Annotated in this window: 16 protein-coding genes; 8 read left to right on the top strand and 8 right to left on the bottom strand. The window is 68.3% G+C overall.

Annotated features, from left to right (window positions below; all coding sequences use genetic code 11):
* Positions 1–71 precede the first annotated feature (71 nt).
* From ugpB to SY26_RS13795, 5 genes are all read right to left on the bottom strand, one after another.
* Positions 72–1,385, bottom strand: a complete 1,314-nt coding sequence (ugpB, locus tag SY26_RS13815) for a sn-glycerol-3-phosphate ABC transporter substrate-binding protein UgpB (RefSeq protein ID WP_046000988.1) — start codon at positions 1,383–1,385, stop codon at positions 72–74.
* 107 nt (positions 1,386–1,492) lie between these two features.
* Complete coding sequence (locus SY26_RS13810) at positions 1,493–2,494, bottom strand: DUF808 domain-containing protein (protein WP_046000987.1); 1,002 nt, start codon at positions 2,492–2,494, stop codon at positions 1,493–1,495.
* 184 nt (positions 2,495–2,678) lie between these two features.
* Positions 2,679–3,245, bottom strand: a complete 567-nt coding sequence (locus tag SY26_RS13805) for a fasciclin domain-containing protein (protein WP_046000986.1) — start codon at positions 3,243–3,245, stop codon at positions 2,679–2,681.
* A 102-nt stretch (positions 3,246–3,347) separates the two neighbouring features.
* The gene (locus SY26_RS13800) at positions 3,348–4,052 is read right to left on the bottom strand and encodes an anti-sigma factor domain-containing protein (protein WP_046000985.1); all 705 of its coding nucleotides are present in this window, start codon (positions 4,050–4,052) and stop codon (positions 3,348–3,350) included.
* Positions 4,049–4,603, bottom strand: coding sequence for a sigma-70 family RNA polymerase sigma factor (locus tag SY26_RS13795; RefSeq protein ID WP_045981615.1), 555 nt, complete (start codon positions 4,601–4,603; stop codon positions 4,049–4,051). Before SY26_RS13795 ends, SY26_RS13800 begins: the two co-directional genes overlap by 4 nt.
* Positions 4,604–4,757: 154 nt before the next feature.
* On the opposite strand from SY26_RS13795, the gene cobS reads away from it, so the two are divergent.
* Entirely contained in the window at positions 4,758–5,729 is a 972-nt protein-coding gene (gene cobS / locus SY26_RS13790) for a cobaltochelatase subunit CobS (RefSeq protein WP_045981614.1), read from the top strand.
* A gap of 30 nt (positions 5,730–5,759) precedes the next feature.
* A complete protein-coding gene (gene cobT, locus SY26_RS13785) occupies positions 5,760–7,628 on the top strand; it encodes a cobaltochelatase subunit CobT (protein WP_046000984.1) in 1,869 nt (622 codons plus the stop codon).
* 65 nt (positions 7,629–7,693) lie between these two features.
* On the opposite strand, the gene SY26_RS13780 is transcribed toward cobT, so the two are convergent.
* On the bottom strand, positions 7,694–8,506 hold the full coding sequence (locus SY26_RS13780; protein ID WP_046000983.1) for an NAD(P)-dependent oxidoreductase: 813 nt from the start codon (positions 8,504–8,506) through the stop codon (positions 7,694–7,696).
* Positions 8,506–9,354 carry a glycosyltransferase gene (locus tag SY26_RS13775; RefSeq protein WP_046000982.1) on the bottom strand — a complete coding sequence of 283 codons (849 nt, stop codon included), beginning with the start codon at positions 9,352–9,354 and terminating at the stop codon, positions 8,506–8,508. Before SY26_RS13775 ends, SY26_RS13780 begins: the two co-directional genes overlap by 1 nt.
* Before the next feature lie 127 nt (positions 9,355–9,481).
* On the opposite strand from SY26_RS13775, the gene SY26_RS13770 reads away from it, so the two are divergent.
* From SY26_RS13770 to SY26_RS13745, 6 genes are all read left to right on the top strand, one after another.
* The gene (locus tag SY26_RS13770; protein ID WP_045981610.1) at positions 9,482–9,790 is read left to right on the top strand and encodes a tripartite tricarboxylate transporter TctB family protein; all 309 of its coding nucleotides are present in this window, start codon (positions 9,482–9,484) and stop codon (positions 9,788–9,790) included.
* A gap of 175 nt (positions 9,791–9,965) precedes the next feature.
* Entirely contained in the window at positions 9,966–10,772 is an 807-nt protein-coding gene (locus tag SY26_RS13765; protein WP_157020502.1) for a GH25 family lysozyme, read from the top strand.
* Positions 10,745–11,407 (top strand): CPBP family intramembrane glutamic endopeptidase, encoded by a 663-nt coding sequence (locus SY26_RS13760; RefSeq protein ID WP_046000981.1) that lies wholly within the window; start codon positions 10,745–10,747, stop codon positions 11,405–11,407. Before SY26_RS13765 ends, SY26_RS13760 begins: the two co-directional genes overlap by 28 nt.
* A 75-nt stretch (positions 11,408–11,482) precedes the next feature.
* Positions 11,483–13,258 (top strand): aspartate--tRNA ligase, encoded by a 1,776-nt coding sequence (gene aspS, locus SY26_RS13755; RefSeq protein ID WP_046000980.1) that lies wholly within the window; start codon positions 11,483–11,485, stop codon positions 13,256–13,258.
* A gap of 65 nt (positions 13,259–13,323) precedes the next feature.
* On the top strand, positions 13,324–14,691 hold the full coding sequence (locus tag SY26_RS13750) for a DUF1800 family protein (RefSeq protein WP_046000979.1): 1,368 nt from the start codon (positions 13,324–13,326) through the stop codon (positions 14,689–14,691).
* A 4-nt stretch (positions 14,692–14,695) separates the two neighbouring features.
* Positions 14,696–15,871, top strand: a complete 1,176-nt coding sequence (locus SY26_RS13745; RefSeq protein WP_046000978.1) for a DUF1501 domain-containing protein — start codon at positions 14,696–14,698, stop codon at positions 15,869–15,871.
* A gap of 2 nt (positions 15,872–15,873) precedes the next feature.
* Here SY26_RS13745 and SY26_RS13740 read toward each other — a convergent pair whose 3' ends face one another.
* On the bottom strand, positions 15,874–16,608 hold the full coding sequence (locus SY26_RS13740) for a response regulator (protein WP_081994695.1): 735 nt from the start codon (positions 16,606–16,608) through the stop codon (positions 15,874–15,876).
* Positions 16,609–16,694: the final 86 nt, after the last annotated feature.

The raw sequence follows: 16,694 nt of genomic DNA, 5'->3' as shown, positions 1-16,694 counted from the left end.
CCTTGGGGCGAAAACGGGAAAAGACCGGGGCCGCGCGTAATGCGCGGCCCCGGCCGAAGGGGGTGGGGCGGTTACTGGTTCTGCGCCTGGAACTCTTCCAGCAGCGCGTCGCCGCGGCTGACGACCGCGTCCAGCGCCCCCTGCGCGTCCTTGTCGCCCGACAGAAGCTGTTCGAACTCTTCGTCGATGATGCCGCGGATCTGGACATAGCTGCCAAAGCGCAGACCCTTGGAGTTCTCGGTCGGCTCGTTCAGGGTGATCTGGTTGATGCCGGTGTCGGCGCCGGGGTTCTCGGCATAATAGCCGGCCATCTGCTCACGCGCGGCGGCGGTGATGGGCAGGTAGCCGGTGAAGGACGCCCAATCGGCCTGCACCTCGGGCTGGGTCAGGTATTCGAAGAACGCCGCGGTCGCCGCGTATTCCTCGTCCGTCTTGCCCGACAGCACCCACAGCGAGGCGCCCCCAATGATCGAGTTCTGCGGCGCGCCCTCGACGTCGTCGTAATAGGGCAGCATGCCATAGCCGACCTCGTAGGCGGTCGAGTTGGCGATGACGCCTGCACGGCTGGCCGAGCTGCCCATCATCATCGCGCATTCCTGCGAGTACAGCATTGGGGCCGCGTTGTCGGCGCCCACCGGGCCGCCGTACTTGAAGATGCCTTCGTCGGACCAGCGCTTGAGGTTGTCCCAGTGCTTCACCTGAACGGGACCGTTCAGCGACAGGCGCGCGTCCAGACCGCCAAAGCCGTTCTCCAGCGTGCCGATGGGCTGGTTGTGCCACGCCGACAGGTTCTCGGTCTGGGCCCAGCTAATCCATTGCGTGGTGAAGCCGCAGGTCGCGGCGCCCGATTCCATGATCTGCTTGCTGAACTGCTCCAGCTCGGCCCAGGTCTTGGGAGGAGTGTTCGGGTCCAGGCCCGCCTTCTCGAACACGGTCTTGTTGTAGTACAGGATCGGGGTCGAGCTGTTGAAGGGCATCGACAGCATGTTGCCGTCGGAATCGGTGTAATAGCCGACGACGGCCGGCAGGAACGCCGCCTGGTCGAAGGCCTGGCCGTGCTGCTCCATCAGTTCGTGGACCGGGACGATGGCGCCTTGGGCGGCCATCATGGTGCCGGTGCCGACCTCGAACACCTGGACGATGGCGGGCTGCTGGTTCGCGCGGAACGCGGCGATCGCGGCGGTCATCGTCTCGGGGTAGGTGCCCTTGTAGGCGGGGGTGACGGTGTATTCGTCCTGGCTGTCGTTGAAGCCCTGGGCGATCTCCTCCAGCTTCGCGCCCAGCTCGCCGCCCATGGCGTGCCACCATTCGATGTTCGTTTCTGCCTGCGCGGCAGTCAGCGACGCCACTAGCGCCACCGCGGATGCGGTTCCGTATCGGATCATGTTGTCTTCCCTCCCTTACAGAGTTGCGATGCTGACCCCGCCTATCGGCAGTTCACGACAGCATCGCAACGCTCATGTGACAGTCTTGTGACGTCGGGAGGTTTGGGTCAACGGGTTTCGTTGGCGTTCGGTTTTTTACGAAGTTGCGCGAATGCCCCCATCACCGCGCCGATGATCGGGTTGATGACCTTGGCCGCCACCGGCAGCAGGGCCAGTCCCAAGATCAGGCCGATGACGCCGTCGCAGAAGGCGGTGACGACCCATGCGACCACGCCGGGGGCGGCGGGCACGGCGGCGGCGGCGGCATCGGCCCAGTCATGGATCAGGTGATAGGGCGCCCCCCAGCCCAGCTGCTCCAGGCCGTGCACGATGATCTGCCCGCCGACCCAGATCATCGCGGCGGTGCCGACCACGGTCAGCGTCTTCATGAAGCCGGGCATGACCTTGACGATGCCGCGGCCCAGGGCGGCGACGGCGCCGGTGCGGCGCTGTGCCAGGTGCACCCCGACATCGTCGGCCTTTACCACCAGCGCCACGAACCCATAGACCGCGACGGTGATCGCCACGGCGACCAGCGCCAGGATGACCGCCTTCATCAGCAGGCTGTCGTCGGTCGGGATGGTGGACAGGGCGATTGTCATGATCTCGGCCGACAGGATGAAGTCGGTCTTGATGGCGCCGGCGACGCGGGCCTCCTCCAAAGCGGCACCGTCGGTGTCGGGATGGGTATGCTTTTCGCTGTCATGGGTGTCGGTCTTGTGGAACAGGTGCGCGACCTTGTGCGCGCCCTCGTAGCACAGATAGGCGCCGCCCAGCATCAGCAGGGGCGGAATGGCCCAGGGCGCAAAGGCCGACAGCAGCAGCGCGACCGGCAGCAGGATCACCAGCTTGTTGAACAGCGATCCGCGGGCGATCTTCCAGACGATGGGGATCTCGCGGCTGGCGTCGAAGCCGTGGACGTATTTCGGCGTCACCGCCGCGTCGTCGATGACCGCGCCCGCGGCCTTGGCGCCCGCCTTGGCCGCCTGGCCCGCCACGTCGTCGATCGATGCCGCCGCCACCTTTGAAATTGCCGCTACGTCGTCAAGAAGCGCGATCAACCCGCTCATGCAGTGTCCCTTCGGAAATTGGCCCGATGCGGCGCCGTGCCGCAGCCCATCAGCACCCGGCAACGCGCGTCGAGGCAAGCGGTTTCACCATCACCCACGGATCGGCATGCAAAAAGGCCCGCGCAGAGGGGACTGCGCGGGCCATGACCTGCCTGTCGGGGGACGGCAGGTCCTGCGGGGCGTCTTAGGACGCCGGCAGCAGCACGGTGTCGATCGAGTGGATCACGCCGTTCGACTGGTCCACGTCGGGGATCAGCACGGTGGCGACGTTGCCGTTCTCGTCGGTGATCTGCAGGGCATTGTCGCTGGCGCGGATGCTGGCGGTCAGCGTGCAGCCGCCCACGGTCTCCAGCGCGGCCGAACCGCCGCCCTGCTGGATCATGCGGCCCACGGCGGACGACATCGCCTCGGTCGGGACGACGTGGCAGGTCAGGATGGTCTGCAGGGTCTGCAGGCTCTCGGGCTTCAGCAGGTCCTCGACGGTGCCGTCGGGCAGCTTTTCGAAGGCCGCGTTGGTGGGGGCGAAGACGGTGAAGGGGCCGGGGCCCGACAACGTCTCGACCAGGCCCGCGGCCTGCACGGCGGCGACCAGCGTGGTGTGGTCGGCCGAGTTCACGGCGTTTTCGACGATGTTGCGGTTCGGGAACATCTCGGCGCCGCCCACCATGGTGTTCTGGGCAAAGGCCGGTGCGCCAAGCGCGATGGTGGCAGCGATGATCGAAGCGCCGACTTTGGTAAAGCGGGTGGTCATGGACTTCCTCCGGTTTTGGTTCTGGGCGGCATTTCTGCGCCCGACAGTCCCAAACACGCGGCAGGCGCGGGTTAGTTGCGCAACCCCCCGGTCAATCCGCGATCACAAGGACGTGAGCGGCGCGATGGCCACGACCGGCCCGGTCGCCTGGCCGGTCGGCGATCCGCCCGCCGGTTCGTCCGACAGCGCGATCTGGATGTCCGCCGAGGGATCCAGCCCGTCCGGCAGCGTCATGCGCAGGGTGCCGTCGCGCGGGACCAGCCCGATCGATACCGGGGCCGAGCCGTCGGGTTTCACCCACCAGATCTCCCAGTCGCGGTCATCGGGGGCGGCGCCGCTTTCCAGCGCGATCTCCATGTCGCGCCCGTCGATGCGGGCAGCGACGCGCAGGGCCTGATCCTGGGTCGCAAGCTGTGCCTGATAGGCGGGGGCGGCGGGCTGCTGCAGCCCGGGCAGCCACAGGACCGCGGCGGTCGCGGCGACGGCCAGCAGCCCGGCCAGCGCGCCCATCGGACCGCGCCACCAGGCCCGCCGTTCGGTCGGGTCGTTGGCCAGGGGCGGGGTGACGTGGCCCAACCGCTCGCGGATCGCCTGGCGTGCGCGGGCAGGGGCCATGACCGGGGTCAGCGCCTCGGCGATGCCGGCCATGCGTTCGTACCAGTCGTGGACGATGCGGGCGAAATCCGGGTCGGTAGACATGCGGGCCGTCGCGGCGGCGGCCTCGGGTCCGTCCAAGAGGCCAAGCGCCAGCTCGGCCGCCAGCGCCTGGTCTTCCTGGGACGGGGTCAGCGGGGCGTCGTCGGTCATTGGCTTACGCAATCCTTCAGTCGCAGCAGGCTGCGGCGCAGCCAGCTGCGCACGGTGTTGATGGGCAGCCCCTCGCGCGCGGCCAGGTCGGCATAGCTGACCCCCTCGAGGTAGACGGCACGCACGGCGCCCGCCTGCGCCTCGGCCAGCCTGGCCAGGCAGTCGTCCAGCATGCGGCGTTCCTGGGCCATGATCGTCGCCGATTCGGGACCCGGCGCGCTGCAGGCGACGAAGGCCGCGGCATCTTCGGGCGCGGTCACCGGTCGTGATCCGCGGGCGCGAAGCCTGTCGATGGATCGGTTGCGGGCGATGGTGATCAGCCAGGTCATCGGCGACAGCCCGTTCGAGGCATAGCGCGCGGCGCTTTGCCACACGCGGATATAGACCTCCTGCAGGGTCTCCTCGGCCTCGGGGCGGTCCTTGAGGACCGACAGGCACACGGCGTGCAGCTTGGCCGATGTCGCGTCGTACAGGCGGTCAAAGGCGTCGCGATCACCCATGGCGGTGCGGGCGATCAGGGTTTCCAGTTCGGAACGGCGTGCGTCTGTCAAAACCGGGGCATCCTTCCAAGGGTTGTGGGCACCTTATGAAGCACACCCTCGCGCGTCAACGCGCGCACGGGGTGGCGGCCGCCCGCGCCGTGCCTTGCACCCGTTCCCCGAATGCGCGATCAATGCGCCGATGTGATGGAAAGGGCTAGGGCCGATGCTGGACATGAACGCGAAACCCACCGAAGAGATCGACCTGCGCGAGGTGTTCGGTCTGGACAGCGACATGAAGGTCAAGGGCTTTGCCGACCGCACGGATCGCGTCCCCGAGATCGACAGCACCTACAAGTTCGATCCCGACACGACGATGGCGATCCTGGCAGGCTTTGCCTACAACCGCCGCGTCATGGTCCAGGGCTATCACGGGACGGGCAAGTCCACCCATATCGAACAGATCGCGGCGCGCCTGAACTGGCCCTGCGTGCGCGTGAACCTGGACAGCCATGTCAGCCGGATCGACCTGATCGGCAAGGACGCGATCAAGCTGGTCGACGGCAAGCAGGTCACCGTGTTCCACGAGGGCATCCTGCCCTGGGCGCTGAGGAACCCGACCGCGATCGTCTTTGACGAATACGACGCGGGCCGCGCGGACGTGATGTTCGTGATCCAGCGCGTGCTGGAGGCCGACGGCAAGCTGACGCTTCTGGACCAGAACGAGGTCATCACGCCGAACCCCTATTTCCGCCTGTTCGCCACCGCCAACACGGTGGGCCTGGGCGACACGACCGGCCTCTATCACGGCACCCAGCAGATCAACCAGGGCCAGATGGACCGCTGGTCGCTGGTCGCGACGCTGAACTATCTGCGTCACGACGCCGAGGCCGCGATCGTGCTGGCCAAGGTGCCGCATTACAACACCGAGAAGGGCCGCAAGACCATCAACCAGATGGTGACGCTGGCCGACCTGACGCGGACTGCCTTCATGCAGGGCGACCTGTCCACGGTCATGAGCCCGCGCACGGTCATTTCTTGGGCGCAGAACGCGCGCATCTTCGACAACGTGGGATACGCGTTCCGCCTGACCTTCCTGAACAAATGCGACGAGCTGGAGCGCCAGACCGTGGCAGAGTTCTATCAGCGCCTGTTCGACGAGGAATTGCCGGAAAGCGCAGCCGCCAAGGCGGGCTGAGGCCCGCGCGGCCAAGGGGGCCATCCGCAGATGAAGAAATCCGACAACCCCGCCGACCCGTTCAAGAAGGCCCTGACCGAGGCGACGCGCGCGCTGGCGGGCGAACACGAACTGAACGTGACCTTCAGCGCGGACCCGGCCGGGGTTGCGGGCGACACGATGCGCCTGCCGCAGATCAGCCGCCGCATGGGCCGCGACGAGGTGCTGTTGGCGCGCGGCACGGCCGACGCGCTGGCCATGCGGATGCGCCACCACGATGCGGGCACCCATGCCCGCTATTCCCCCGCGGGCCCGATGGCCCGCGAGCTGTACGAGGCGCTGGAGACCGCGCGCTGCGAGGCGCTTGGCGCGCGGGATATGCCGGGGGCGCTGTCCAACATCGACGCCAAGATCGGCGCCGAGGCCGACAAGAAGGGCTATGCCCAGATCAAGGCCCCGGCCGATGCGCCGCTGTCGGTGGCGGCGGGTTACATCCTGCGCCAGGCGGCGACCGGGCGTGCGCTGCCCCCGGGCGCGCAGCATGTCGCCGACCTGTGGCGGCCCTTTGTCGAGAGCCAGGCCTCGGGGGCGCTGGCGGACGTGAACGATGCGCTGGCGGATCAGGCCGCGTTCTCTCGGCTGTCGCGGCGGATCATCACCGACCTGGGCTATGGCGACCAGCTGGGCGAGGATCCGGACCAGCCCGAGGATGACGACAGCGACGAGAACGCCGAGCAGGACGAGGAATCCGGCGACAGCGAATCGCAGGATCAGGACGACAGCGAGGAGAGCGACGCCAGCCCCGAGCGCAGCCAGGAGCAGACCCAGGACGAGCGCCAGGCCCAGGTCGGCATGGACGACACCGCCGAGGACGAGATGGCGGACGAGGCGGAGATGCCCGATCAGGACAGCCCGCCCGACCTGCCGCCCCCGGTCAGCGAGGCCAGCCCCGATTACCGCGTCTTTGCCCAGACCTGGGACGAGGAGATCCGGGCCGAGGATCTGGCCGACATCGCCGAGCTGGAGCGCCTGCGCGCCTATCTGGACAAGCAGCTGGAGCCCCTGCGCGGGGTCGTCAGCCGCCTGGCCAACAAGCTGCAGCGCCGCCTGCAGGCCCAGCAGAACCGCAGCTGGGAGTTCGACAAGGAGGAGGGCGTCCTGGACGCCGGCCGCCTGGCCCGTGTGGTGGCGAACCCGACCATGCCGCTGTCCTTTAAGATCGAGAAGGACACCGAGTTCCGCGACACGGTCGTGACGCTGCTGATCGACAATTCCGGGTCGATGCGCGGGCGTCCGATCAGCATCGCGGCGATCTGCGCCGACGTGCTGGCCCGCACGCTGGAGCGGTGCAACGTCAAGGTCGAGATCCTGGGCTTTACCACGCGCGCCTGGAAGGGCGGGCAGTCGCGCGAGGCGTGGCTGGCCGCGGGCCGTCCGGCCCAGCCCGGCCGCCTGAACGACCTGCGCCACATCGTCTACAAGTCCGCCGATGCGCCCTGGCGCCGCGTCCGCCCCAATCTGGGGCTGATGATGAAGGAGGGGCTGCTGAAGGAGAACATCGACGGCGAGGCGCTGGAATGGGCGCACAAGCGCCTGACCCGCCGCCCCGAGGCACGCAAGATCCTGATGGTGATCTCGGACGGCGCGCCGGTCGATGACAGCACCCTGTCGGTCAACCCTGCCAACTTCCTGGAACGCCACCTGCGCGACGTGATCGCCATGGTCGAGAAGCGCCGCGCCGTCGAGCTGCTGGCGATCGGCATCGGCCATGACGTCACCCGCTATTATCAGCGGGCCGTGACGATCACCGATGCGGAGCAGTTGGCCGGGGCGATCACCGAGCAGCTGGCGGCGCTGTTCGACAGCGATCCGCGCAAGCGGGCGCGGGTGCTGGGAATGGCGTCGATCCGGCGAGGCTGATTGCGTCCCGCGACGCCGGGGGGCGCTGCCCCCCGGACCCCCCGAAGGCATCGCTGATCCGTGACCTAGTCCCGCAGCAGTCGACGGATCGTGTGGCGCAGCAGGCGATCACCCCCGGGTTGCCATCCGGCGCCGATCAGTGCCGTGCAGTCCGGAACGCGCAGGCGTGACGCATCGGCACGCGGGGGCAACGGGTGACGGCTGCCGGTGGCGTCGCGGACGATCGCCAGCAGGTCGTGATGATCCAGCACAAGATCACTGCAGTTGACGGTGGATGGCAGCACCCCCGTCGACAGAAGCAGGACCAGCGCCCGGGCGAGGTCGGCGGCGTGAACCTCGGTCGCGATGCGCGGGGCGATGGGGCGACCGGACAGGTAATCGACGAACAACGTCCGCCATTTATGCGCGGGGCCGGGACCATAGACGCCGGTCGCACGGATCGCGCAGCCCGCCAGTGGCAGCGATGTCAGATGCGCCTCTGCCCCGGCCTTGACCTGGCCGTAGAGCGTGGTCGGCGCGGCGGGCAGGTCGTCGGGCAGGCGCATCCCCGGCGGATGACCGTCATGCACCGCGCGCGAGGACAGGAACAGCACCCGCCCGACCCCCTGCCGCACGGCCTGATCGAACAGGGCACGCGTACCGTCCAGGTTGGCAGCGATGAAGGCCGCGGGGTCGTCGCCCTCTCCGCCGCGATAGCGGCCCGGCGCGTGGGCGAAGGCACAGTGGATCAGGGCATCATGGCCCTGCAGCGGCGCAGGGTCGCCCAACGCCCAGCCATGCGCCCGGTCCAGGGGCGTGACGTCGTGGCCCGCCCGGCCAAGGGCGCGCGCGGCATAGCGCCCGACGATCCCAGACGCGCCGGTCAGGGCCACGCGCATCAGGCGGGCGGGCCGGGCAGGGCGTTCAGGTCGGGCATGGGTCCGCCCGCCGCGATCTGGCGCCACAGGTCGATCAGCGGGCGCAGACTGTCGGCCTTGGGGTGATCCTGCCAAGGCTTTTCGTACTGGAAATGCAGGATGCGGATCTGGGTCCAGTCCCAAAGCTGCGGCATGTGCGTCCAGACGTATTGCAGCAGATTGTGGTGGATCGACAGCCCCTGCCAGTCGGGAAAGTACTCCTGCAGAAAGGTCTGGTCCGTGCGCCGCCAGAAGGCGCCCGGCCGGTCCAGACGGGCCATCATCGCGGCGAAGGTCGCGGGATCAGGGCGTGCGGTGAAGACACCCGAATTCATCCGGCCGAACCCGTCCAGCCCGTCATAGACATTAGGCGCGGCGCAGAATTCTGGGAAATCGAACAGCTTGTCGACCGGGCGCAGCACGATCGCGTCGGCGTCGATGAAGACGCAGGCGTCGTAGTCCAGCTGCCACAGGCGCAGCTTGATGAAATTGTCCAAGGGGGTGTGGAAATCCGGCTTTCCGCCCTTGAGGAATGCGGCCCGTGCATGCAGCGCGTTGCGGGCATGGGCCTGGTCGAAGGCGTCCGACGTGGGCAGCAGGTCGGCCCGGATCAGCCGGGCGCCAAGCGCGGACAGGCGCGCCAGCGCATCCGCATCAAGGCCGCGATGCATCACCGCCAGATCGGCGGAGGTCCTGGTCAGCCTGAGGGAACGCAGGAGCGCCTCGGCGCCGGGCAGGTAGGCGGCATTGCTGACCAGGGTGACGAAGGCGCGGCGTGCTGTCGCAGGTCCGTCCGCGACTAGTCCGGGGGGCAGCGTGGGATCGGTCATCGGCGCGGGTCCTGATCGGGGCGTGTGTCGGGCCTTCATGGCAGACGGGCGCGGGGTTTGCCAAGCTGTTGCGGAACCGCCCACCCCCGGCCACGTTTCCTTGCGAGTCCAACAGGAAAGTGATCCCATGTCCCACAACCACGAGCCGGAAAAAGCCGCGCGCAACCACAAGCCCGCGATTATCGCCATCATCGTCGCGCTGGTCGTGGCGGCACTGGTGTTCTTCGTCTTCACGCCCGGCGTGGACGAACAGGAAGACGGCATCGCCACGACCGCCCCGCCCGCCGACACGCCGATCAGCGATGCCGAGGGCCTGGGCGAGGATGTCGGCGAACCCACCACGCCCGGCGCGGACACCCCGGCCGATGCCACCACCGCCCCCACCGGCACCGCCGACCGGCCCGCAGGCGACGACGCCCCCGCGCCCGCGAACTGAGCCGCGCCCACATTCCGCATTCCCCGCGCCCGGACCCGAAACGGTCCGGGCGTTCTTCTGACGCAACCGTGACCGGCTTGGGCCGATGACATTGCCTCACGGGTTTGAGATAACGGCCACAGAATGGCGCGCAAAGCGCCGCGGGCGGTATCTTCGGACAGAAGAAGGGGCAGGCATGAGATTTCTGACAAAGCTGTTGCTGGGGTTGGCGGTGGTGACATTCGCCGTCTCCTGCGGACGGACGCCACCGCGGGGGCAGGCGCCCGGCGGCTATCAGGTCGCGCCCGGACCCGGGGCGAACCCGCAGCTGGGCGACCGCGCGCCGCACCAGTGGCGCAACGGCGCGCCCTATGGGCATGCGGTGCACGGCATCGACATCTCGCGCTGGCAGGGGGACATCGACTGGAACCGGGTGCGCGGCGCGGGCATCAGCTTCGCCTTCATCAAGGCGACCGAGGGGGGCGATCACGCCGATCCGAACTTCCGCCGGTACTGGTACGAGGCCGCGCAGGCCCGCATCCCGCGGGGCGCCTATCATTTCTACTATTTCTGCCGCTCGGGCGCCGAGAACGCCTATTGGTACATCCAGAACGTCCCACGCGAGGCCGGATCGCTGCCGCCCGTCCTGGACATGGAATGGACCAATTCGCGCAACTGCCCCCGTCGCCCCCCGGCCGCCGAGGTGCTGCGCGAGGCCGAGGTGTTCATGCAGATCGTCGGCCGTCATTACGGCCAGCGCCCGATCATCTACACCACCGTCGATTTCTATCGCGAGAACCAGATGGGCCGCATGAACGCCGAGTTCTGGCTGCGCTCGGTCGCGGATCATCCCAGTGTCACCTATCCGGGCCAGCGCTGGACGTTCTGGCAGTATACCGGCACGGGCATCGTTCCGGGCATTCGCGGTGACACGGACATCAACGCCTTTGCGGGCTCTGCTGCGGATTGGGCGCGATGGTTGCAGGCGCGTCTGGTTCGCTAGCCCCGCGGCGCTGGCTGCAGGTCGAGTTCGCGGCGCTCTATGTCGGGGCGCCGCTGGCCATCGCACTGTTCCTGCCGCCCGATCAGCTGTTCACCGCGCTGGCGGTGTTCAGCCTGGCCGGGATGGCGCTGCTGTGGATCACCGGCGGGTTCCGCTGGCGGGTGCTGGTGCGGGGCTGGCGGCGGATGCCGTGGCAGGAGCTGGCGGGCATCGCGCTGGCGACGCTGGCGGCGGGCTGGCTGATCCTGGCCTGGATGCGCCCCGAGGCGCTGTTCTCCATCCCCCGTAACCGGCCCGAATTCCTGCTGGTCATCTGGACCTTCTATCCGATCCTGTCGGCGCTGCCGCAGGAGCTGATCTTCCGCCCGCTGTTCTTTCACCGCTACGGCGCGATCCTGCCCCAGGGGCGGGCGGCCATCGCGCTGAACGCCGCCATCTTTTCGTTCGCGCATCTGATGTACTGGTCCTGGATCGTGGCGATCATGACCTTCGTGGGCGGCTGGTTCTTCGCGCGCGCCTATCTGCGGCACGGCTTTCCGGCGGCCTGGGCGCTGCACGCGGTGGCCGGGAACGTGCTGTTCGCCGTCGGCATGGGCGTCTATTTCTACAGCGGCAACGTGGTGCGGCCGTTCTGAAGGCCTGCTCTAAGAGGTTGACTTCCCGCCCGGCCCGCGCTTTGTGCGGGGGCTGAAAAACTGGGGAAAACGCTCATGCACGCCTATCGCAGCCATACCTGCGGCGACCTGAAGGCCGCCGATGCCGGAACCACCGTCCGCCTGTCGGGCTGGGTCCACCGGGTCCGCGACCACGGGGGCGTGCTGTTCGTCGACCTGCGCGACCATTACGGCATGACGCAGGTCCTGGCCGACAGCGACAGCCCGGCCTTTGCCGCGATGGACAAGCTGCGGGCAGAGACCGTCATCCGCATCGACGGCCGGGTCAAGATGCGTGACGCGTCGCTGGTCAACGCCAAGCTGCCCACCGGCGAGGTCGAGGTCTATGCCACCGAGATCGAGGTGCTGGGCCCCGCGGACGAACTGCCCCTGCCGGTCTTTGGCGATCAGGACTATCCCGAGGAAACGCGGCTGGCCTATCGCTTTCTGGACCTGCGCCGCGAAAGCCTGCACAACAACATCATGCTGCGCTCCAAGGTGGTGCGGTCGATCCGCAACCGCATGTGGGACCAGAACTTCACCGAATTCCAGACGCCGATCATCACCGCCAGCAGCCCCGAGGGCGCGCGTGACTTCCTGGTGCCATCGCGGCTGCATCCGGGCAAGTTCTATGCCCTGCCGCAGGCGCCCCAGCAGTTCAAGCAGCTGATCATGGTCGCGGGCTTCGACAAGTATTTCCAGATCGCCCCCTGCTTCCGCGACGAGGACCCGCGCGCCGACCGCAGCCCGACCGACTTCTATCAGCTGGACCTGGAGATGTCCTTCGTCCGCCAGGAGGACGTCTTCGCCACCGTCCAGCCGGTGATCCAGGGCCTGTTCGAGGAGTTCGGCGGCGGCCGCCGCGTGGACGCCGACTGGCCGCTGATCCCTTATGCCGAGAGCCTGCTGAAATACGGCACCGACAAGCCGGACCTCCGGAACCCGATCGAGATGCAGGTGGTCAGCGATCACTTCCGCGGGTCGGGCTTCGGCATCTTTGCCAAGCTGCTGGAGCAGGAGGGCACGCAGGTCCGCGCCATTCCCGCGCCGACCGGCGGCAGCCGCAAGTTCGCCGACCGCATGAATGCCTTCGCGCAACAGCAGGGCCTGCCCGGCATGGGCTACATCTTCTGGCGCAAGGCCGAGGACGGCACGACCGAGGCTGCCGGTCCCATCGCCAAGGCGCTTGGCGTCGAGAAGACCGAGGCGATCCGCACGCAGCTGGGCCTGGCCGAGGGTGATGCGGCCTTCTTCCTGGGCGGCCGTCCCGACCAGTTCGAGGCCGTCGCGGGCCGCGCCCGTACGGAAATCGGCCGTGAATTGGGCCTGATCGACGAAAACCAGTTCAAGTTCGCCTGGATCGTCGATTTCCCGATGTACGAGAAGACCGACGACGGCAAGATCGACTTCAGCCACAACCCCTTCAGCATGCCGCAGGGCGGGATGGAGGCGCTGAGCGGCGACCCGCTGGAGGTGTTGGGATACCAGTACGACCTGGCCTGCAACGGCTATGAGCTGATCAGCGGCGCGATCCGCAACCACAAGCCCGAGATCATGTTCAAGGCGTTCGAGCTGGCCGGCTATCCGGCATCCGAGGTCGAAAAGCGGTTCGGCGGCATGGTCAAGGCGTTCCGCTATGGCGCGCCGCCGCACGGGGGCTGTGCCGCGGGCATCGACCGCATCGTGATGCTGCTGGCGGACGAGCAGAACATCCGCGAGGTCATCATGTTCCCGATGAACCAGCGCGCCGAGGACCTGATGATGGGCGCCCCGTCAGAGCCTACCAACGAACAGATGCGCGACCTGCGTCTGCGCGCGTTGCCGAAAGAGTGACCTGACCCCGGGCGGCGGGCATGGCATGATGCTGCATAGCAGCACCAGCCGGAGCCTGTCGCCCGATGCCGTCCTATGCTGAAATCGCCGCGATCCGCCTTGGCTTCGGCCTGTCGCCGCGCCTGACACCGCCCGCCGACCCGTCGGGAATGGCGGCATCGGTTGCGGCGTCCACGCGGTTCGGGTCGGAGGCCGTGACGCTGGACAAGGTCCGCGCCTGGCAGGACAAGGGCCTTGACCTTGGCGCCGCCGCCCGCGCCGGCGATCCTGCCGCCCGCGATCGCGATGTTGCCTATCGGCGCAGGCTGGGCGGCATCTATCGTGCGGCGATCCAGAACCGTTTTGCGCGCGCAGTCGATGACCCTTCCGGCTTTGGGGAACGTCTGGTCTGGTTCTGGGCCGATCATTTCACCGTCACCGGTGGCACGGTCTATTGGAACCTGATGACCGACGCCTTTGTGCAGGATGCGATCCGTCCGCATCTGACCGGTCGGTTCGCCGACATGATGCTGGCGGCCGAAACCCATCCGGCGATGGTTCGCTATCTGGATCAGGACCGGTCGGTCGGCCCCAACTCGGCCCGCGCGCGCAGGAATCCTGACAAGCCGTTGGGACTGAACGAGAACCTGGCGCGCGAGATGATCGAGCTGCACAGCCTTGGCGTGGGGGCCGATTACTCCCAGCAGGACGTGACGCAGCTGGCCGAACTGCTGACCGGACTGGCCTATCACCCCCGGCAGACGGGCATCTTCCGTCCCGGCCAGGCCGAACCGGGGGTCGAGACGGTTCTGGGCGTCCGCTATGGCGGGGGTCGCGCCAGTCTGGACGATATTCGCGGGGTCATCGCCGATCTGGCCCGCCATCCTGCGACCGCCCGGCATATCGCCCGCAAGATGGCCGTGCATTTCGTCGCGGACGAACCGCCGCAGCCGCTGGTCGACCGGCTGGCGGCCGTGTTCGCCGATACGAGCGGCGATCTGGGCGCGATGAACCTGGCGCTGGCAGAGGCGCCGGAGTTGCGGCAGCAGTTCCGCCGGAAGATGCGGCAGCCCTTCGACTTTCTGGTGGCCGCCCTGCGCGGCCTTGGCGTCGACGGGCGGCAGGTCCGCGACATGAAGCCGGGCCAGCTGCAGCGTCTGTTGATGCAACCGATGACCGCCATGGGGCAGGCCTGGGGCAGCCCCCTGGGGCCCGATGGCTGGCCCGAGGATCAGGCGGCCTGGGCCAGCCCGCAGGGCTTGGCGATGCGCATCACCTGGGCGCTGAGCGCGCCGTCGCGGCTGACCGACCCGCTGCCCGACGCGCGCCAGCTGCTGCGTGCGGCCTTGGGCGACACTGCGTCCGAGGCGCTGTCCTGGGCGGTCCCGCGCGCCGAAAGCCAGGCCGAGGGCGTGGCCCTGATCCTGGCCTCGGCCGATTTCAACCGGAGGTGACGCGATGCTGTCTCGGCGGCTGTTCCTGAAATCGACGGCGCTGATCGGCTGTTCGGCCGCCGCGCATCCGCTGCTGTCGTCGGCGACCTTCGCGGCGGCGCCGGGCGACAATCGCCTGGTGGTCATCATCCTGCGCGGCGCGATGGACGGGCTGGACGCGTTTCAGCCCTATGGCGACCCCGCACTTCGGGGGCTGCGCCAGACCCTGTCGCTTGGACCCGATCACGGCGCCACCGATCTGGACGGGTTCTTTGCGCTGCATCCGGGCCTGTCGGACCTTTTGCCGCTGTGGCAGGCCGGGCAGCTGGCCTTCGCGCCCGCTGTCTCGACGCCCTATCGCGACAAGCGCAGCCATTTCGACGGCCAGACCATGCTGGAGGCCGGCACCGGCACCGACCTGGACCTGGATGCCCAGCAGGACGGCTGGCTGAACCGGCTGCTGCAGGCGATGCCGGGGCAGGCGTCGGAGACCGCCTATTCTGTAGGGGTCTCGCAGATGCGCATCCTGCAGGGGCAGGCCCCGGCCAAAAGCTGGACCCCCAAGGCGCAGATGGACCTCAGCCCGCAGGCCGAGCAGCTGCTGACGCGCATCTATCACGATGACCCGCTGTTCCGCGACGCCAGTGCGCAGGCGATGGAGATCGTGGCCAGCCTGTCGCCGGACCTTGCCACCGGCAAGCCGGGACAGGACCACCTGGAGATCGCGCGTTTTGCCGCGGACCGCCTGAACGGCCAGACGCGGATCGCCAGCTTTTCCATCGGCGGGTGGGACACCCATGCGGGGCAGGCGGGGTCGCTGCCGCGGATGCTGGGGCGGCTGGCCGACACGATCCTGACGCTGAAGGCGGATCTGGGCGCGAACTGGGACCGCACCACCGTCATGGCGATGACCGAGTTCGGACGCACCGTCCGCGAGAACGGATCGGCGGGGACCGATCACGGCACCGGGGGCACGCTGCTGGTGGCGGGGGGCGCCGTGCGCGGCGGGCGGATGATGGGCGATTGGCCGGGTCTGGCAGAGGGCGACCTGTACGACGGGCGCGACCTGATGCCGCTGCGCGACATTCGCGCCTATGCGGCCTGGGCGATGCACGCCAAGTTCGGCATCGATCGTGCCACCCTGGAGGGGTCGGTCTTTCCCGGACTGGACATGGGGTCCGATCCGCGGATGACCGCCTGATCCTACATCTCGGCCACGCGGGACAGGCGGTCCTGGACCATGCCGCTGATGCGGGCCAGATCCGTCGCAAGCGCGTGGCCCGCGTTATAGTCGCGCGCAAGGGCGGTGGCCGCAGCCTCCAGCGCGGGGTCGTGCGCCGAGCGGGCGACGCCGGCCAGGAAGCGGGCGATATAGTCGATCTCAGTCGTGTCATGGGCGCTGGACAGCACCTCGGCCACATGGGCCAGATCGTCGCGCAGGCCCGAGGGGTCGGGCTGGATCACGTCGTCGGGCAGCGCCCGCAGCGTCATCGCCCCGGTATCGGCGGGCAGCACCCGCAGGATCGCCTGCTGGAACACCGCCAGGCTCTCGACCGGCTTGGGCAGGAACCCGTCCGCACCCGCCGCCAGCGCCTCGGACGCACGGTCGGGATCGCCGGACATCGCCAGGATCACCGGCACCCGCAGTTCGGCGGCGTGCAGTTCGGCGATCAGCGCGACCCCGTCGCCATCGGGCAGGCCCAGGTCGATCACCACCACCGCCGGACGATAACTGCGCAGATGACGCGCCGCGGACCGCAGGCAATCCGCGCGGCGAATCCGCGCACCGGACTTGAGACACAGCAGCCGCACGGCCTCGCTGGCAAAGCGCGAATCCTCGATCACCAGCACCGTCAGGCCTGTCAGCGGTCTGTTGGGCAGCGACAAACGCCATTGCGGCAAGGGCTTGGGCGTGTCGGCCGTGATATCCGTCAGCATGTCTGTGTCCCCATCCACGTCTTCACGCCCAGTTAAGCCCCGATTCGCTAAGAACCGGTTAACGGCGATGCTTTTCCTTTCCCGCG

It is taken from the genome of Paracoccus sp. 228 (genome assembly GCF_000967825.1).
In the GTDB taxonomy this organism is placed as follows: Bacteria; Pseudomonadota; Alphaproteobacteria; order Rhodobacterales; family Rhodobacteraceae; genus Paracoccus; species Paracoccus marcusii.
Note: the sequence above shows the minus strand (reverse complement) of the source record. Positions and strands in the feature narration are given on the sequence as shown.